This window comes from Psychrobacter sp. CMS30 (genome assembly GCF_904846565.1).
Lineage (GTDB): Bacteria > Pseudomonadota > Gammaproteobacteria > Pseudomonadales > Moraxellaceae > Psychrobacter > Psychrobacter maritimus.
This window is the reverse complement of the sequence record NZ_CAJHBF010000007.1, coordinates 112,303-130,350: the sequence shown is the minus strand read 5'-3', so window position 1 is coordinate 130,350 and position 18,048 is coordinate 112,303. Positions and strand designations below refer to the sequence as shown.

Sequence of the window (18,048 nt, the reverse complement as noted above, 5' to 3'; positions counted from 1 at the left end):
TCGTTCATTTAATGGCTTATTTAACGGATAATTAACCGCTTAAATAAACGATTTGAACCCAGCGTTATATTTAGATTCCTATATTTTATTAAAAGCCCATTCAGCAAAGGATATTTTTATGTCGAATTTACAACAGCAGCGCAATGATGTGACCCATATCGATGGTAATTTACATCAAAATGAAGATGCGCGTATCGGTATCGTCGTTGGTCGTTTTAACGGTTTTGTCGTTGAATCATTGGTAGATGGCGCAATCGATGCGCTACTACGTCATGGCGTTTTGGGTAGCAATATTACCGTGATTCGCGTACCGGGTGCCTTTGAGTTGCCATTGGTTGCCCAGCGCGCTGCTGAATCTGACCGCTTTGACGCTATCATTGCGTTAGGCGCGATTATCCGTGGTAGCACGCCGCATTTTGATTTTGTCGCCAGCGAATCTGCCAAAGGTTTAAGCAGTGTTGCTATCGATTATAATATCCCTGTTGCCAATGGCGTATTGACCACTGACAGCATCGAGCAAGCGATTGAGCGCTCTGGCACCAAAGCCGGTAATAAAGGCTCAGAAGCGGCGATGGTGGTGTTAGAGATGATTGCGGTACTATCACAGTTAGATATTGATGATGATTATGATAGTAGCGACAATGCTTAGATAATAGCGACGATGCTTAAGGGTGACGCTTAATTAAACCGTCATTTTATTGAGTGTTTTTGCTTATTTAAGCAGCTTAATGGGCACTGTGGTTTTTATAAGCTATTGTTTGTTATAAATAGCCACAGTGTCACTGCCATAAAGAATAATGCTACAAAGAACAGTGCTCTAAAAAACATTGTAAACGGCGCTAACAAGCGCCGCTGCAACACTCGACTGTCATAGCTGTCAGCCGATTACTATTTAACATATTTTATGCTATTGCTTATCCCATAATTGCTTATCACATATTTGTTTAAAACCTAGGTACAAACCCCTTATGACTGACCAACTCAAGCGCGCTATTAGCGCTGCGCAAACCGCACAACTCACTGATGGACAAGCTGAAGCGACGCGTATCGCAAGCAGTAGTGCGGGCGATCAAACCTTCGATATGAGTGAAACCACTTATAAGACCAGCCACACCGCGGTGCGCAAGGCTCGTCGCTTTGCCATGCAAGGTCTATACGAATGGCTCGTTACTGACCGCCGTTTTGATATCGATGGCAAGCTTGGCTGGAAAGCCAATGCCCCGCATGATATCGCTGCCCGTACCCGTGCGACCAATGCCATGCATACCGTACATATCGGCTATTACCATGAAATGATGCGCGATATTCCAGAGCAAATTGACGCCCTCGATGCGTTAATCAGTCAACATCTTGATCGTGAAATCGATAAGCTTGATACCGTCGAGCACGCCATTTTATTAATTGGTACCTATGAGCTACAAAACCGCTTAGAGATTCCGTATAAAGTCGTGCTTGATGAGGCGATGAAGCTGAATAATCATTTTGGCGCTACAGATGCGCATAAATTGATTAATGCTGTCCTTGATAAAATGGCGGTTGAATTGCGCGTGCTTGAAGTAGACGCAGATAGCAAAGCCAATCTACGCACGTCACAAAAAGCGACGACTCAATCTAAGACTAAGCAGGCTGAAGCTCAATCTCCTAATATTGAAGAAGCTAGTGAAAGCACTGCTGAATCTGAACTCGACAGCACGTCAACTGCTTCAAACAAACCGCGTATCAGTGCCAATAATGCCAGTGTTAAACGTAATAGCGCGAGTAAAGCATTAGCAAATATCATTGATTATAAGATAAGTAAGCAAAACGAAGCGGCTAAAGATGTCGTTGTTGCCGATCCTATTGTTAATGAACAGCTTGTCGAAGAAAATCCTGTCGCAGAAAGCACGTCGGCTGATAATGTCAATGTCAGTGACGAGGGCAGTAATGCAGATAGTAGCGCAGATGGCAATGACACCAGCAACGAGAACAGTAGTGCCGCCGATATTGCCCTACACGACTCTAATATCGTTAGCGCTGACTCAGATTCAGATAGCAGCTCGTTAGACAATACTGAGTTAAACGATACTGAGTTAAACGATACTGAGCTAGATAATACTACGTCAGACAACTTAGATAACATTGCGTCAGATGATGCTGATACAAAAAGTAAAGACTAGTCATGAATGAGTTTGAGCTGATTGAGCGCATATTTTCCCAAATGCAAGCGGCGCCGTCATCGTCTAGCACTGTCGATAAAGTCAATGTTGATAAAGGCGGTGTCGAAAAGGGCATTGGTGATGATGCTGCGGTAATGAGCTTGCCTGCAGGCGCGCGCTTGGTCAGCTGTATTGATACGCTCGTTCAAGGGCGTCACTTTAGTGCTGATTGGGAGCAAGTGAATAAGCTCGCTTTTGCCATCGGTTATAAAGCTGTCGCAGTCAACGTCTCCGATATTGCCGCGATGGGCGCAACCCCGCATAGTATTTTATTGGCATTAGCCTTACCTGAGCGTTTGGCGAATGAGCAATGGCTGACTGAATTTGCCAAAGGCTTATTTCACGCCTGCCAGCTATTTGGTGTGACGCTTATTGGCGGTGATACCACGCGCAGTGATAACTTGATACTCAGTGTCAGCGCGCAAGGATTACTTGCTGCAAGCACGCCAGCTGTGTACCGATCAGGCGCGCAAGTCGGCGATAAAATCTATGTCTCAGGTACGCTTGGCGACGCCGCTTATGCGCTACAGCATCCTGATAATGCTCAGGGCGTAGAGCTTGCCCATCGTCTACATATGCCAACGCCGCGTATTCAACTAGGTTCAACACTAGCAAAACTTGGTGCAACTTCAATGATAGATATCTCTGACGGTCTATATCAAGACCTTGGTCATATCTGCCAGCAAAGTAACGTTGGTATGCGCATACATCTTGAGCAGCTGCCTACCAGTAAAGCGTTGGCAAGCAGCGAGTTAACTGAGCGCTTATTATGTCAGCTGGCGGGCGGCGATGATTATGAGCTGGCTTTTACCTTGCCTGCCCATATCGCGCCACCGATTGATAATAGTAGCAACACGCCTGTCACCTGTATCGGTGAAGTGATAGCCGCAGCAAGCACAACAGATGCTGCTAAAAATGTACAACCAGAGATTTTTTATCAAGGACAGCCAGTCACAGCGGCTCATCCTGCCCCCTTTTCTACTTGGCCCAATCTGACGGGTTATCAACATTTTGCAGGTTAGCCCATGATTGATCACAACCTATCTAAGCCTGATATCCGTAAAGCCAATGATTGCCCGCCGCTACCCGCCAATGCGAGTCTGCCTGACCGTTTGGTTTATTGGCTTGGTATTGGCTTAGGAAGTGGTCTGCCGCGCCGTGCACCCGGCACTTGGGGCACGGTTGGCGGTTTAATCGTCGCCATCCCACTGATGAGCTTAGGCTTTGTGCCATTTCTGATTATTACCATTTTAGCTTGTTTGCTTGGTAATTCGATATGCGGTCGTACCTCAGAGCTGATGGGCGGTCATGATAACCCGCACATTGTTTGGGATGAATGGGCCGGTATGTGGCTTACCCTACTGCCGCTGTCTTATATGGGTATCGCCAACGGAAATTTCTGGCAAAATATCGCCCAACCCTCTTCTATTGTTGCCATTATTATCGCCTTTATATTATTCCGCTTTTTTGACATTATTAAACCACCACCGATTGGCTGGGCAGATAAAAAAGTCGCAGGCGGTCTAGGTATTATGCTCGATGATATTATCGCTGGCATCATGGCGGCAGCCGTTTGGGTGATTATTTATACCACTATTCTTCAATTAGCCAATTAGCCACGCTGTTATATTTTATAACCTATTGTCTTTGATAATCCATCGTTGTTTATGGCTCATGGTCTTTTGTTACTTGCCCGCTTTTTTAGTGCGGCATTTTTGACGCTAGCCAATTGCTAAGTACTTTATAAGCCAATCACAAGCAATCGAGGTTACAAAGATGTCACGACATAGCATTTTGGTTAAATGACGATTTACGCTATAATTCACTCTTATATTTTGTTACATTTGTAGGCTATTATGACATCTCCTCTTTCGGTAATTATCCTCGCGGCGGGCAAAGGCACGCGTATGCAGTCGGCCAAGCCAAAAGTGCTGCAGACACTGGCTGGCAAGTCGTTACTGGGTCATGTCCTTGATACCTGTCATCAATTAACCGTTGATGACACCATCATCGTTCATGGTTTTGGTGGCGAGCAAGTCCAAGCAGATATTAATGAGCAATATGCGCACCTGCCTATTACTTGGGTCGCCCAAACTGAACAATTAGGAACAGGACATGCGGTAAAAGTGACGCTGTCTGATTTACCAAAAGAAGGCCAAAGTCTGATTCTCTATGGCGATGTGCCATTGGTCAGCTGCCAGACGTTAACGGCCTTAAAATCTGCCAATACTGACGGTATGTCGATGTTGACGCTGACAGTAGACAATCCTTTTGGCCTCGGTCGTATCAAACGTGATAAAGACGGCAATATCGCAGCCATCGTCGAGCAAAAAGATGCCAGCGCCGATGAGCAAAAAATTCAAGAGATTAATAGCGGTATTTACTGCGTTGATAACGCGTTATTGCATAAATATCTGCCAAAGCTGTCTAATGACAATGCGCAGCAAGAATACTATCTGACGGATATCGTTAAAATGGCGGTCGCTGAAGGCATTAATATCGTTGCGATTGAGCCTGAGCATACCTTTGAGATTGAAGGCGTCAATAACCGCCAACAGCTTGCCAGCTTAGAGCGCACGTGGCAGGGTAAACTGGTTGCAGACTTGCAAGAAGCCGGTGTGCAATTTGCTGACCCGAGTCGCGTTGATATTCGTGGCACCTTAACTGCCGGTCAAGATGTGTTTGTTGATGTTGGCGTGGTGTTTGAGGGCGATTGTGTCTTAGGCGATAACGTTTATATCGAAGCAGGCTGTGTGATTAAAAACTCCCGTATTGGCAACGCCTGTCATATCAAACCTTACTGCGTGATTGATCGCGCTGAGATTGGTGCTGGCGTTGATATTGGTCCTTTTGCCCATCTGCGTCCTGAAACGGTATTGGCTGACAATAGTAAAGTTGGTAATTTTGTCGAAATTAAAAAATCGACTATCGGTCATGGCAGTAAGGTTAATCACTTAAGCTACGTTGGTGATGCAACGGTCGGCACCGATGTCAATATCGGCGCGGGTGTCATTACCTGTAATTACGACGGCGTAAATAAATCACAAACCATTATCGAAGACAATGCGTTTATCGGCTCTAATGCCAGTTTGGTTGCGCCCGTAACCATTGGTGATACCGCTACGGTTGCCGCAGGCTCCGTGATTACTAAAAATGTCGATAGTAAAGCGTTAGCCTTTGGGCGAGCACGCCAAACCCAGAAAGATGACTTTCAGCGTCCGACTAAAAAATCAAAATAGTAATGGTCAGTCAAAAGCACGTTGAAAACTGTTCATTTAAACACTATTTAATTTAGACACCATTTAATTTAAACAATAATAAGCAGCATGACAATCTTTGTGATGCTGCTTCCTTATATTTATAGCGTCAGGATTGTTAGCGCAAAAGTCGCGCACTGACCTAATATAAAGTTCTATTATTTAATAACTGAATATAATCGTAAAACATCTAAGCATTGAAAAACCAAAACATGAAATATCGAATTTAAGGAATAGTTATGTGTGGAATCGTTGGAGCAGTGGCTGAGCGTAATATCGCCAATATCTTACTTGAGGGTCTCAAACGCCTAGAATACCGTGGTTATGATTCCGCTGGCTTGGTTGTCATTCGTAATAGCGAGCTCCATCGCGAGCGTCAAGTGGGTAAAGTGCAAGAGCTGGTCGATGCTGTCGCAGTCAACCCTGAATTTTTCGATGGTCATATCGGTATTGCTCATACCCGCTGGGCGACTCACGGCGAACCTGCACAACGTAACGCCCACCCGCACGTATCAGGTAAAATCGCTGTCGTCCACAACGGTATCGTTGAAAACTATGCCGAGCTAAAAGAAGAGCTGGTTGCCAAAGGCTACGAGTTTACCTCGCAAACGGATACCGAAGTTGTCGCCCATTTAATCAATGACATCTACAAAACAACGCCTGATTTACTAGAAGCGGTGCGCGCCGTTATTCCTTTATTACATGGCGCTTTTGCCCTTGGTATTGTACATATCGACTGCCCAGAAGAGCTGATTACCGTCCGTCTAGGCTCGCCTTTGGTCATCGGTGTGGGTATCGGCGAGAACTTTATCGCCTCTGACCAATTAGCCCTATTACCGGTCACCAATCGCTTTATGTATCTAGAAGAAGGCGATATCGCCAAATTGACGCGTAGTAGCATTCAGGTTTACGCCGATGGTGTCGAAGTAAAGCGTGAGATACATGAAATTGATGCCGCGCAGCATAATGCCGATAAAGGCGAGTTTAAGCATTACATGCTCAAAGAAATCTACGAGCAGCCAGATGCTGTCAGAAGAACCGTGGAGATGGCAGTTGATAACGGTACAACCGCTAAATTACGCGATGATTTTTTACAGCGTCATGAAGCGCAATTAAAAGGCATTAAACACGTCCAAGTCATCGCTTGTGGTACCAGTTATCACTCAGGTTTGGTGGCTAAATATTGGTTTGAGAGCCTGATTCGTGTGCCGTGTTCGGTTGAGGTTGCTAGTGAATTCCGCTACCGCAATCCGGTTGTCGTCGATAACACACTAGTGATTTGTATTTCGCAATCTGGTGAAACCGCAGACACCTTATCGGCGCTACGTGATATTCAAAAGCACACACCAACAGGCCTAGTCAGTTTAGCCTTATGTAATGTACCAACATCGTCTTTGGTACGTGAGACGGATATCTTTTTACCCACGCTTGCAGGCCCCGAGATTGGCGTTGCTTCTACCAAAGCCTTTACGACTCAGCTTGCCGCTTTGATGTTACTCGTCTTAAAAGTGGGTGTCGTACAAGAGCGTATGACTGGCGAAAACCTGACGACCTTACTTGGTCAATTGCAACAGTTACCCGGTCAACTACATGCCAGCTTGAACCTTGATGCGCCTATCAAAGTCATGAGTGAGCATTTTGAATATAAGAAAAGCTGCTTGTTTTTAGGTCGTGGCTTACAGTTCCCAATCGCCTTAGAAGGGGCGCTAAAGCTCAAAGAAATCTCGTACATTCACGCCGAAGGCTACGCAGCAGGCGAGCTAAAACACGGTCCATTGGCATTGGTCGATAAAGACATGCCTATCGTGGTGTTGGCACCCAAAGACAGTATGTTTGATAAGCTAAAAGCCAACATGCAAGAGGTACACGCGCGCCACGGTGAGCTGTTTGTATTTGCCAGTGAAGAAAGCAAGATGGTTGCAGAAGATAGAATGCACGTGGTCTATGTGCCTGATGTGTGCGAGACGCTTGCCCCTATCGTCTATAGCGTGCCGGTGCAGCTGTTGTCATACCATGTAGCCGTGATGCGCGGTACAGATGTCGATCAGCCACGCAACCTTGCAAAATCAGTAACAGTCGAATAATGTTTACTAATTAGCTGGTATCTATTGTGAGCGAGTAATAAAGTATCATACTAAGTAATAAAGTATCATACTGAGTAATAAAGTATCATACTGAGTAATAAAGTATCATACTGAGTAATTACCTATCATACTATTGACTCAACTATTAGCCCTTGCTGCTGTTTAACACCGCAGTGAGGGCTTTTTTTATGCTCAAACTAATCCTTTAAAAAGGAAATAACATCCCACCACGGTTAATAATACAGCAAAGCATTTCTTTAAAAGCTCTGGTGATAGTATATGGGCGACTTTCGCGCCTAGCTTCGCAGTGAAAAAGCTCATGATACTAATCCCTAAAAAGGCATAAATGTGCACAAAGCCAATGGTATTGGGCACATCAACTTGTTGCTGCATCCCAAAGAACATAAAGCCTAACGCTCCAGCAATGGCAATGGGCAAGCCACACGCTGCTGACGTGCCAACGGCTTTTTGCATGACCACACCGTAACGCGTTAAATAAGGTACGGTTAAGCTACCGCCGCCAATACCAAAAATGGCAGAAGCAATACCAATCACCCCGCCTGCTGCTAGTTGCTTAGGTTTTGAAGGCAGTTCTGTATTAACGCCAGCGACATCATTAGCATGACTAACGACCTGTTTTTGACCACCGAAAAACATCTTATAAGCGACCCACAGCAAAAACACGCCAACGATAAGCTGAAGATATAGCCCAGATATCTGTCCTGCAATGCCTGCCCCTAAAAAACAGCCAATCGCTAAACCGGGTGCTAGGTTTTTAAAGACCGGCCACATGACCGCGCCCTTTTTATTGTGCGCCATAAGCGAGCTGATAGAGGTAACAATGATGGTCGCCAGCGACGTACCTAAGGCCAAATGCATGATACTGTCAGGACTGTAATCCATTTGGGTAAAGACGATAAATAACAGTGGTACGATAATCGTGCCGCCGCCCACACCAAAAAGCCCCGCAGCAAATCCCGCTAGAGCGCCTATTATTAAGAAAATGATTAGTTCCACAGGATAGTTACTTCTCGGTTAAATGATAGTTTTATAGTCGATACAAAATAAAATGAATACGTTATCTGACAAGGTGAAACTGGTACAAATTTTTCTAGCTTGCTGTGCCTACGCCGACAGAGGCTACAAAAAATTCATTCCAGTTTCACTGTATCTTCTTGATATTGAGCTGACTATAGTTAAATGACCATTAGATAATCAATGTCAGAAAGTCAGCTTAAATGATTTCTACCTGACCTACTTGATGGTAAGCACGGTTAAAATACACCAAACTTTCATCGCTCTCACCTTGTTTGATGGCGACAACTCTGCACATAAAGACACTATGCGTGCCAACTTGCTGAATGTCCTCAATCTCACAGTCAAAACTGACCAATGCATCTGCTAAAATAGGCGCACCTGTAGCTAATGTCGTCCAAGCACCGTGCCCAAAGCGCTCTTCTGAGCATAATTTAGAAGTAAAAGCATTGGATATAGATTCATGCTGTGCGCCCAACACATTAACACTCAAGGTTTTGTTTTCAAGAAAATGGGCATGTGAGCGAGCCGTTTGATTCATACAGACCAGCAAGGTTGGCGGTGTATCGGTGACGCTGCATACCGCCGAGGCGGTAAACCCATGAGCACCTGAGCTGCCTTTGGTGGTGATCACATTGACGGCTGTCGTCAACAAAGACATGGCATCTCTAAAGTCGGTTGCTTCAATCACATCTTTACTCATTGCTGCAATCCTAAATGTTAAGTCAGTATGTACATTGATAACTGAGGTCACTCATGAGTTTAAACAAGCTTTTATAGGCGGAGTTAAAGACCCAACCTATAAAAGCTAAATTTTGCATCAGTTTAGTTAATAAATCCTAAGCCGTTAGCTCTTGACGCACGATTGCCGCGCCTGTGCTTAACGCGTTCAATTTACCGCGTGCCACTTGGCGCGATAACGGTGCCATGCCGCAGTTGGTCGAAGGATAGAGCTTGTCCGCATCAACAAATTGCAGCGCTTTGCGTAGTGTATCGGCCACTTCTTCAGGGGTTTCAATGGTATTGCTTGCAACGTCAATGGCACCAATCATCACTTTTTTACCGCGAATGAGTTCTATCAAATCCATCGGTACATGTGAGTTTTGACACTCTAACGAGACAATATCGATATTCGACTGCTGCAACTTAGGAAAGGCTTGCTCATATTGACGCCACTCTGAACCCAGTGTCTTTTTCCAATCGGTATTGGCTTTGATGCCGTAGCCGTAGCATATATGCACTGCTGTTTCACATTTCAGCCCTTCAATCGCACGCTCTAAAGTAGCGATGCCCCAGTCGTTGACGTCGTCGAAGAACACGTTAAACGCAGGTTCATCAAATTGAATGATATCTACACCCGCCGCTTCTAATTCTCGCGCTTCTTGATTGAGGATTTTAGCAAATTCCCAAGCCAATTTTTCACGGCTTTTATAATGACCATCATATAAGGTATCAATCATCGTCATCGGACCGGGCAGCGCCCATTTGATCGGCTGATCAGTTTGCTGACGTAAAAACTTCGCATCATCAACAAATACAGGCTTTTGACGACTTACCGCGCCAACCACTGACGGCACACTGGCCTCATAACGATCACGAATTTTAACGGTTTTACGATTCTCAAAATCGATGCCATCAAGATGTTCAATAAAGGTGGTGACAAAATGCTGACGCGTCTGCTCGCCATCACTGACAATATCAATCCCTGCATGTCGCTGTTCTTGCAATGTTAAACGTAGCGCATCTTGTTTGGCTTCAAGCAATTGCTCGCCTTCTAATGCCCAAGGTGACCAGATTTTCTCAGGTTCGGCAAGCCAAGAAGGTTTTGGCAAGCTGCCCGCTGTTGATGTCGGTAATAATATTGTCATGGGATTCATCTTCTTATTCATTCGTATTTTATATTTTGGCTAGAATTAGATTGCTTAGGCTGCCTGTTTTTTAGCCGCATATTTTTCTACAGTATGCTCATTCACATCATAGTTTGCTGCCCATTCCTCAAGAATGTCTTGGTAGGGCTTAATAAATTGCGCTTCTGTGAACTTACCTTGCGTCACCGCCATTTGACTGCGTTCTGCGCGGTCATAGACAATTTGCGTCAGTGAATAATCTTGGTAGTTTAAACTCGGCTGATAGACTTGACCTGCGCTTGAGTTGGCATTGTAAATTTCAGGGCGATAGATTTTCTGGAAAGTCTCCATGGTACTGATCGCACTAATCAGCTCAAAATTGCTGTAATCCGTCAGTAAGTCACCGGCAAAATAAAATGCCAAAGGCGCCACACTACCTGCAGGCATAAAGTAGCGTACGGTTAAGCCCATTTTGGAAAAGTACTCATCGGTCAATGACCCCTTGTTCAAAGAGCAGCCATCTAATCTGTACTCAACCCCTAATACCGGATGCTGATTGGTCGTACGCTGATAGGTCTTACTGGTAGACACACTGAGACAAATGACCGGTTTTTTAGTAAAGTTGGCTTGGTAAGCCTCTGAGTTCAATAAATATTGAAACAATTTGCCATGTAAATCGCCAAAATCTTCTGGCGGTTGCGATGCAGGATGTTTATCGAAATGCTCTGGCAGCACCACACTAAAGTCATAATCGCGCACGTAAGAGGAGAAGCTGTTGCCAATCATCCCGTCAATACGGCTGTTGTCTTTATGGTCAATAATCGTTGTTTTTAGCGTTTCGATGACAGGAAATGCATCACCATTACCTGCGACATCCATATCGACAGAAATGATATCAACCTCAACAGAATAACGGTCTGCGGTCGGGTTATCCCAATGCGCCAAGGCGTTAAAACGATTGTTAATCATGGTTAATGTTTTGCGTAAATTCTCTTGGCGATGCTCACCGCGCGCCAAATTTGCAAAGTTAGTGGTCAGACGCGTGCTGTCGGCAGGATGATAGTTTTCATCAAAACGAATGCGCTTAATTGAACAGGTAAATTGTTTACTCATGATAATCCGCTACCCTAATCTATTCTCATTGTCGAGATAAAACCAAATTTGTGTATGAGATGAATCATACCTGAACCCAATCATGAATAAAAATGATACTATTTAAATTAAAGATGAGTAAAATTCATGTTGGTAAAATAGGTTATGAGAAAAGGACTGGAAAGTGGGGATTTTGAAGGATTGCTTTGAGAGGAATCATCTTTACGACGAGCGAAGATACTCTTAGAGAGTTAGGGAGTAACTCAGAAATTGATGAAAATTTAAATATATATATAAGGTAAAATTTAAAGTGTAATAATTTAAGAAACCATCCCAGATTCTGTGTAACTGCCATTTAGATTAAATGCTTACTAATACGGTCATCAAACATAATCATAAAGCGATTCAAAGCAGACGTCCAGTTACGAATCGGCATCGACCATTTTTTGGATGCCTGCTGGGTGGCTAAGTACACCACCTTGAAAGCTGCCTGATCAGATGGGAACACCTTACGCTTATTCACCGCTGTCCGAATCACACTGTTTAGCGACTCTATCGCATTGGTGGTATAAACCGCTTTTCTGATGTCTTTAGGATACTCAAAGAACACCGTTAAGCCCTCCCAGTTATTGCGCCAAGACTTGATGACATGCGGATACTTATCACCCCACACCTCATCAAAGTGCTCGAGATTGGCCTCTGCTATCTCAAGCGTATCAGCGCCGTAGATGGCTTTTAAATCAGCTGCTACGGCCTTCTTATCCGTCCATGGCACAAACTTCATTGAATAGCGCAGCATATGCACGATACACAGCTGAACCTGAGCGTTGGGATAAACGGTGTTGATGGCATCAGGGAAGCCCTTTAAACCATCGACACAGGCAATGAGGATATCTTGTACCCCGCGGTTTTGTAGTTCAGTGAGAACGCCTAGCCAGAACTTAGCGCCTTCATTCTCTGATAACCACATACCAAGCAGCTCTTTTTTACCATCAAGTCCCACGCCTAAGGCCAGATAGATCGCCTTGTTGATGATCTGCTTGTCTTGACGTACCTTGACCACAATGCAGTCCAGATAGACGATAGGATAAACACTGCTTAACGGCCGGTTCTGCCAAGCGGTGATGTCCTCTAATATGTTATCGGTGACTCTTGAGACAAGAGAGCTTGAGATGTCGACATCGTAGAGCTCTTTAATGCTCTCTACGATCTCGGTGGTGGTTTGACCCTTGGCGTAAAGGAATATGATCTTGTCATCAAGGCCACTAATACGGGTTTGATGCTTGCGCACGAGTGTAGGTTCAAAGTCACCATGACGGTCTCTTGGGGTGGATATCTCAAGCTCGCCTGTGTCACTGCGGACGGTCTTTTTAGTGTGACCGTTGCGTTTGTTTGGCTTGTCTGATTTCTCATGCTTAGGATAGCCGAGATGGTCTTCCATCTCAGCTTCTAGTGCAGTGTCGATAAACGACTGCATGAGCTGCTTTTGAAAGTCTTTGATGTCATCAAAGCTGTTCATGCTACCAGCCATTTGCTCGGCCAGTTTCTTAATGTCAGATTGGGTAGTCATTGCTTATTCTCCGGTTAGTGGATTATATAGTAAGTTCTTTTTAAATAAGATACAATTGTTTTAAAACAAACGAAATGGCAGAATAACAAATGACCTATTCAGCAGATTTTCGAGCACAAGTGATTAAAAGTGTCAAAAGCAAAGATATGAGTATCCGTCAGGCTTGTACTTTTTATAATATTAGCAAAACCGCATTACAGCGCTGGCTCAAAGATTCAAGTATCAAACAAACCCGGAATAAACCACCGACTAAAATACCGAATGAAGCACTCTTAAAAGACGTTGAACAACATCCAGATGACTATTTGTATGAGCGAGCTAGGCGATTCAACTGTAGTAAGAGCGGCATGCACAACGCTTTAAAACGCCTAGGTATCAGTCAAAAAAGACCTTAGAGCATCCAAAAGCCTGCCTGATAAAAAGAGCGTCGTATCAGAGTAAGCTTGATAGCTTTACACAGCAAGGCTATCCCATTGTGTATATGGATGAGAGCGGCTTTGAGGCTGAAACTATAAGACCTTACGGATACTCACCGATAGGCAAACCCTGTATCGACAGCTTCAACTGGCAAGCAAAAAGCGCACTAATGTCATCGGTGCTTTGTATAAAAGATGCTGTTTGCGCTTGATTACTTTGAACAAAACATCAACAGCCATATATTTTATGACTGGTGCAAATATACGCTTATTCCAAGTCTCAAGACTAAATGCGTGATCGTTATGGATAATGCCCGCTTTCATAAGAGCAAGCGTATTAAAAAATTACTGAACAGGCACGGCCATCGTATTCTATGGCTGCCACCCTACAGTCCTGATCTAAACCCCATTGAAAAGAAATGGGCTCAAGCTAAGTTTCTACGCCAAGGGTGGATGGAGAATAATCTGCCTAAGCTATTTCAGGATATGGGCTGTATTTATTTTATTGTGAACTGACTATAAGCAGTTACACAGTTTTTAGGAAACTCCCTAATTTAAACCTCAATGAATATTACATTAAATCCTTCGCCTTCTTATTATTAATATGAGCGAATTTTTTTAAAACTTAAAACCAATGTTTAATCACCAATCAACGGAAAATTTAATTAAAATAAGTAGCTATTAAGTTCAGAATATTACTGAATTAAGTTTATATCAACGGGTTTTATATTCTTAATTAGCTATCCTTAAAGTATAAGACAATAAGTAACATCACGCTCCCTACCAACAATTCTCATCATATACTTATTACGTAGTCACCTTAGCGCCCCGCTTAGAATTACACTACTTACCATTTTTCTGAAACATATTCCCTATAAAAAACTACTTATCTTCGCCCCTCAAAACTTTACGAAATACTCCCTATTCTAAAGCTATTCAAGATACTTAATAGCTTACATAGCCTATTAACATATAGACCCAGTAAGTTACAAATATTAAATGGATAAATAAAATAAATATTCTTTTGCAATCTTATATAACAATAGAGTAATATATTATAAAGTAAACATATTTTCAGAAATAAGAATCAATCTCATTTTTCTAAAAATTATAAGAACCTTATATCTTTTAGTTTTAAGAAAACTGAGATTGTAAAATCAAAATGACCTTAGGTTAAACGGAGCAACAATAAAGTGTCCTTAATTCATTTCTCAAAAGTAAGCGTTCTTACTATTCTAGCAGTAACTATTGTCGCATGTAGCAGTGGCGGCAATCACACAAAACTATCTCCAAACACCCCACCATTATCAGAGCAGGATGCTGCCGAGAAAGCTGCTGCTGAGAAAGCTGCTGCTGAGAAAGCCGCCGCTGCAAAAGCCGCCGCTGCAAAAGCCGCCGCTGAGAAAGCTGCTGCTGAGAAAGCTGCTGCTGATAAAGCTGCTGCTGAAAAAGCCGCCGCTGAAAAAGCCGCCGCTGAAAAAGCCGCCGCTGAAAAAGCTGCTGCCGAGAAAGCTGCTGCCGAGAAAGCCGCCGCTGAGAAAGCTGCTGCTGAGAAAGCCGCCGCTGCAAAAGCCGCCGCTGCAAAAGCTGCTGCCGAGAAAGCCGCCGCTGAGAAAGCTGCTGCTGATAAAGCTGCTGCTGATAAAGCTGCTGCTGAAAAAGCCGCCGCTGAAAAAGCCGCCGCTGAAAAAGCCGCCGCTGAAAAAGCCGCCGCTGAAAAAGCTGCTGCTGAGAAAGCTGCTGCTGAAAAAGCGGCTGCTGAGAAAGCCGCTGCTGAGAAAGCCGCTGCTGAGAAAGCTGCTGCTGAGAAAGCTGCTGCTGAGAAAGCTGCTGCTGAGAAAGCCGCTGCTGAGAAAGCCGCTGCCGATAAAGCTGAGAAAGAACGCTTACAAAAAATCGAAGCCAATCGTCTAGTCTTACTCGATAAAGCTAAGAAAGCAGGCTTAAGTGCTGCACAAGCAGCTGCTTATGCAGAAGCCAATAAGCAAGCTACTGATAAAGTGGCGCAAACTGCATTAGAAACTTTAGTTGCCGATAAAGCCGCTGCCGATAAAGCTGCTGCTGACAAAGCCGCTGCTGATAAAGCCGCTGCCGAGAAAGCCGCTGCCGAGAAAGCCGCTGCTGATAAAGCCGCTGCCGAGAAAGCCGCTGCTGATAAAGCTGCTGCCGAGAAAGCCGCTGCCGAGAAAGCTGCCGCTGAGAAAGAACGCTTACAAAAGATCGAAGCCAATCGTCTAGCATTAAATAAAAAAGCTAAAGATGCAGGATTAAGTGATGAGGATGCAGCCATTTATGCTGAGGCTATGAAAGAATCTAATGCAGCACAGGCACAAAATGTATTAGATTCTATCGTTGCTCATTACGCACAAACAAAACTAGAACAGGAGATAGCTCAAGCTAAGGGTATCTCAGATAATATATATCCAGTTGGTGCTATTACTGCCAATACAAGAGCGTCTAGTAGTAGTACAAGAAACGCATTTACACAAGAATCGAGAATTCAAACTGTAGTTTATAATCAACCATATTCTGTTGTTTTAGGTAATTATTCGGGAGACCTATCTTATAACAATCAGACAGGCGCTATTTTCACTGATGAAAGAGACTCAAATATTGCTATTAGAGGCTTGAAAACTACGACTGATGCCATTCCAATGCTAGGCAATGCGACTTATAAAGGTAAAGCATTCAATGGAACCTATAATACTAGCTTTTATGGAGGTGGTTTAATTGAAGGCGTATTATCTTATGACGTGAATTTTACTGACCGTACTGGTTCTGGTTCAATTACTGGCTTAGGCGATACTGTTAATTTACAACAAGGTACCATATCAGGAACGGGTATCAGCTCAACCGCTCAACAAGGCTTTAGAAACGGAAATTACTTGTTAGACTTCTATGGCAAAAAGGCTGAAGAGATTGCTGGTAAGGTTATATTCGATGGTAAAGATACGATTGGCTTTGGCGGTACTCGTGGTGAAATTTCTAAATAAGAGAAACCTCATCCTTAAATAACTCTATAAATTAAACCGTTTGAAGTATTTACTCTATATTTCAAACGGTTTTTTCGTCATATTGGTAAAAGTTAATGAAAATAAAGCTCTATACAGCCTGTTGTATTGCATTATCTGCCCCAGCCATCGCTCAAGAAACACCCCCTACTCAAACCGTATTTTTTGAAAAGACGCCGCAAATACAACCAGACCTATTACTCAACCAGCCTAGCCTTAATACGCCAAGTGTTGCACCACTAGCAGAAGGTAGCGGTCTAGAAGAAAGCATCAGTTTCGCGATTGTTAATAAGGACTGGCAAAAGCTAGAAGGACTATTGGCTCAATATCGTACGACTGCGAACTTTGATCCAATTTTATATGATTATGGACTAGGGGCACTATATCGACATCAGGGTCGCCAAAAAGAAGCTATTGTGTTATATCAGCAACTCTTAGAGCGTCAACCAAATCTACATTATCCAAGATTTGATTTGGCAATGATGTTATATGAAGACAAGCGTTATACCGAAGCAAAAGTGCAACTTGAGACAGCTGAGCCCTATCTTGCACCAGCATTACAAGTTTTGGTTGGCCAGCTTTTAGGCACCATCAAAAAATCTCAAGAATGGCAGCCTACACTAAACTTTAGTTATGAATCCACTGATAACGTCAATCAGGCATCTGATTTAAAAGAGTTAGTGCTTGGTGAAGCCACGTTTATTCGTAGTGATGATTCATTACCGCAAGATGCACACGGCATACGTTATAACGTCGGTGCTACCCAAGAAAAAAATCTCAAAGGCAATCATTATATTTATAAAAGTGTAGACTTAGGGGGCGTAAATTATTGGGATAATAGTGATTATAGTGAATTAACACTGCAAGCAAATTTAGGCTACCGTTATAAAGACATCAAGCAATCATGGGGTGTCATAACGATGGTTGAGCAAAACTTGCTAGGTGGAAGTCGATATAATCAGAACTATGCAGCGACGTTAGAATACAACCGACAAGTATCAGATCAATGGCAAGTTTCTGGGAGTGTCTCACATTTACAGAAGCGTTATGAGGACGATGACTTAGCTAATTACTACGATGGTCATGCCAACAGTACTGCGTGGATTTTACTTTACCAACCAAAGCCTAAATGGCTGGTTTATGCCGGTGCTGATTTTATGCGTGATGACTTAGCGGATCAGGCTGAATCATCAGATCGTCAAGGCATTCGCGGCGGAATGGTATTCTCTGGAAATAAAATTAGTTTAAGAAGCAGTGTTCGTTACGCTCAGCGAGATTTTAAAGCAGACAATTTCTTTTATGGCGAAAAGCGTAAAGACGATGAATATCAATTTAGTACCACTCTAGGACATAAAAAACTGAGTTGGCACGGTTTTACACCTAAGTTAAACTACGAGTATCAGAAAATTGACAGTAACTTGCCACTTTATGAGCGTAGCAACAGCACATTTTTCGTAAAAGTAGATAAATATTTTTAACGTTTACTGCTGAATATGAAATACTATTTTTTGAAACTCATAAAAAAATATTGAATAAATAAA

16 protein-coding genes and 2 pseudogenes are annotated in these 18,048 nt (G+C 43.4%); 11 read left to right on the top strand and 7 right to left on the bottom strand.

From position 1 onward, the window contains the following. Positions 1 to 118: 118 nt before the first annotated feature. From ribE to glmS, 6 genes are all read left to right on the top strand, one after another. Positions 119 to 649: a 6,7-dimethyl-8-ribityllumazine synthase gene (ribE, locus tag JMX94_RS05615; RefSeq protein ID WP_183621061.1), complete on the top strand. Its 531-nt coding sequence runs from the start codon at positions 119 to 121 to the stop codon at positions 647 to 649. A gap of 319 nt (positions 650 to 968) precedes the next feature. Beyond that, a complete protein-coding gene (gene nusB, locus JMX94_RS05610; protein WP_201563981.1) occupies positions 969 to 2,156 on the top strand; it encodes a transcription antitermination factor NusB in 1,188 nt (395 codons plus the stop codon). Positions 2,157 to 2,158: 2 nt separating this feature from the next. Continuing rightward, positions 2,159 to 3,217, top strand: a complete 1,059-nt coding sequence (gene thiL / locus JMX94_RS05605) for a thiamine-phosphate kinase (RefSeq protein WP_201563979.1) — start codon at positions 2,159 to 2,161, stop codon at positions 3,215 to 3,217. A 3-nt stretch (positions 3,218 to 3,220) separates the two neighbouring features. Further along, entirely contained in the window at positions 3,221 to 3,811 is a 591-nt protein-coding gene (locus tag JMX94_RS05600) for a phosphatidylglycerophosphatase A (RefSeq protein ID WP_201563977.1), read from the top strand. Between the two features lie 240 nt (positions 3,812 to 4,051). Then, entirely contained in the window at positions 4,052 to 5,434 is a 1,383-nt protein-coding gene (gene glmU, locus JMX94_RS05595) for a bifunctional UDP-N-acetylglucosamine diphosphorylase/glucosamine-1-phosphate N-acetyltransferase GlmU (protein WP_201563975.1), read from the top strand. Positions 5,435 to 5,691: 257 nt separating this feature from the next. Continuing rightward, positions 5,692 to 7,536 carry a glutamine--fructose-6-phosphate transaminase (isomerizing) gene (gene glmS, locus JMX94_RS05590; protein WP_201563973.1) on the top strand — a complete coding sequence of 615 codons (1,845 nt, stop codon included), beginning with the start codon at positions 5,692 to 5,694 and terminating at the stop codon, positions 7,534 to 7,536. Positions 7,537 to 7,728: 192 nt separating this feature from the next. On the opposite strand, the gene JMX94_RS05585 is transcribed toward glmS, so the two are convergent. The 5 genes from JMX94_RS05585 to JMX94_RS05565 form a co-directional block, all read right to left on the bottom strand. Next, positions 7,729 to 8,553 (bottom strand): sulfite exporter TauE/SafE family protein, encoded by an 825-nt coding sequence (locus JMX94_RS05585; protein ID WP_201563971.1) that lies wholly within the window; start codon positions 8,551 to 8,553, stop codon positions 7,729 to 7,731. A gap of 217 nt (positions 8,554 to 8,770) precedes the next feature. Continuing rightward, positions 8,771 to 9,262 (bottom strand): flavin reductase, encoded by a 492-nt coding sequence (locus JMX94_RS05580; protein WP_201564009.1) that lies wholly within the window; start codon positions 9,260 to 9,262, stop codon positions 8,771 to 8,773. Positions 9,263 to 9,410: 148 nt separating this feature from the next. Continuing rightward, a complete protein-coding gene (locus JMX94_RS05575; RefSeq protein WP_201563969.1) occupies positions 9,411 to 10,439 on the bottom strand; it encodes a methionine synthase in 1,029 nt (342 codons plus the stop codon). A gap of 54 nt (positions 10,440 to 10,493) precedes the next feature. Beyond that, positions 10,494 to 11,531 carry a DUF1852 domain-containing protein gene (locus tag JMX94_RS05570; protein ID WP_201563967.1) on the bottom strand — a complete coding sequence of 346 codons (1,038 nt, stop codon included), beginning with the start codon at positions 11,529 to 11,531 and terminating at the stop codon, positions 10,494 to 10,496. Positions 11,532 to 11,865: 334 nt separating this feature from the next. Continuing rightward, entirely contained in the window at positions 11,866 to 13,080 is a 1,215-nt protein-coding gene (locus tag JMX94_RS05565; protein ID WP_201563965.1) for an IS256 family transposase, read from the bottom strand. Between the two features lie 89 nt (positions 13,081 to 13,169). Between JMX94_RS05565 and JMX94_RS13270 the strand changes: the two genes are divergently transcribed. Further along, positions 13,170 to 13,475, top strand: a complete 306-nt coding sequence (locus JMX94_RS13270) for an IS630 transposase-related protein (RefSeq protein ID WP_227673526.1) — start codon at positions 13,170 to 13,172, stop codon at positions 13,473 to 13,475. A 216-nt stretch (positions 13,476 to 13,691) separates the two neighbouring features. Further along, positions 13,692 to 14,012, top strand: coding sequence for a transposase (locus tag JMX94_RS13265; protein ID WP_374220402.1), 321 nt, complete (start codon positions 13,692 to 13,694; stop codon positions 14,010 to 14,012). A 757-nt stretch (positions 14,013 to 14,769) separates the two neighbouring features. Here the strand turns inward: JMX94_RS13265 and JMX94_RS13565 are convergent. Beyond that, positions 14,770 to 14,964: pseudogene (locus JMX94_RS13565) on the bottom strand (hypothetical protein); the annotation flags it as partial. A gap of 7 nt (positions 14,965 to 14,971) precedes the next feature. On the opposite strand from JMX94_RS13565, the pseudogene JMX94_RS13560 reads away from it, so the two are divergent. Continuing rightward, positions 14,972 to 15,358 (top strand): annotated as a pseudogene (locus JMX94_RS13560) (histone H1-like repetitive region-containing protein); the annotation flags it as partial. 104 nt (positions 15,359 to 15,462) lie between these two features. Here the strand turns inward: JMX94_RS13560 and JMX94_RS13555 are convergent. Then, complete coding sequence (locus tag JMX94_RS13555) at positions 15,463 to 15,786, bottom strand: pentapeptide repeat-containing protein (protein WP_374220404.1); 324 nt, start codon at positions 15,784 to 15,786, stop codon at positions 15,463 to 15,465. Positions 15,787 to 15,799: 13 nt separating this feature from the next. Here JMX94_RS13555 and JMX94_RS13550 point away from each other — a divergent pair, with 13 nt between their 5' ends. Both JMX94_RS13550 and JMX94_RS05550 read left to right on the top strand, forming a co-directional pair. Next, positions 15,800 to 16,489: a Slam-dependent surface lipoprotein gene (locus JMX94_RS13550; protein ID WP_374220403.1), complete on the top strand. Its 690-nt coding sequence runs from the start codon at positions 15,800 to 15,802 to the stop codon at positions 16,487 to 16,489. A gap of 95 nt (positions 16,490 to 16,584) precedes the next feature. Beyond that, positions 16,585 to 17,985, top strand: coding sequence for a surface lipoprotein assembly modifier (locus JMX94_RS05550; RefSeq protein ID WP_201563961.1), 1,401 nt, complete (start codon positions 16,585 to 16,587; stop codon positions 17,983 to 17,985). Positions 17,986 to 18,048 lie beyond the last annotated feature (63 nt).

Coding starts and splice junctions, on each gene's coding strand:
- JMX94_RS05575 (WP_201563969.1), bottom strand. CDS start 10,439: ATGACAATATTATTACCGACATCAACAGCGGGCAGCTTGCCAAAACCT.
- glmU (WP_201563975.1), top strand. CDS start 4,052: ATGACATCTCCTCTTTCGGTAATTATCCTCGCGGCGGGCAAAGGCACG.
- JMX94_RS05570 (WP_201563967.1), bottom strand. CDS start 11,531: ATGAGTAAACAATTTACCTGTTCAATTAAGCGCATTCGTTTTGATGAA.
- glmS (WP_201563973.1), top strand. CDS start 5,692: ATGTGTGGAATCGTTGGAGCAGTGGCTGAGCGTAATATCGCCAATATC.
- JMX94_RS05565 (WP_201563965.1), bottom strand. CDS start 13,080: ATGACTACCCAATCTGACATTAAGAAACTGGCCGAGCAAATGGCTGGT.
- JMX94_RS13550 (WP_374220403.1), top strand. CDS start 15,800: ATGAAAGAATCTAATGCAGCACAGGCACAAAATGTATTAGATTCTATC.
- ribE (WP_183621061.1), top strand. CDS start 119: ATGTCGAATTTACAACAGCAGCGCAATGATGTGACCCATATCGATGGT.
- nusB (WP_201563981.1), top strand. CDS start 969: ATGACTGACCAACTCAAGCGCGCTATTAGCGCTGCGCAAACCGCACAA.
- thiL (WP_201563979.1), top strand. CDS start 2,159: ATGAATGAGTTTGAGCTGATTGAGCGCATATTTTCCCAAATGCAAGCG.
- JMX94_RS13555 (WP_374220404.1), bottom strand. CDS start 15,786: ATGGCTGCATCCTCATCACTTAATCCTGCATCTTTAGCTTTTTTATTT.
- JMX94_RS13265 (WP_374220402.1), top strand. CDS start 13,692: ATGCTGTTTGCGCTTGATTACTTTGAACAAAACATCAACAGCCATATA.
- JMX94_RS13270 (WP_227673526.1), top strand. CDS start 13,170: ATGACCTATTCAGCAGATTTTCGAGCACAAGTGATTAAAAGTGTCAAA.
- JMX94_RS05550 (WP_201563961.1), top strand. CDS start 16,585: ATGAAAATAAAGCTCTATACAGCCTGTTGTATTGCATTATCTGCCCCA.
- JMX94_RS05600 (WP_201563977.1), top strand. CDS start 3,221: ATGATTGATCACAACCTATCTAAGCCTGATATCCGTAAAGCCAATGAT.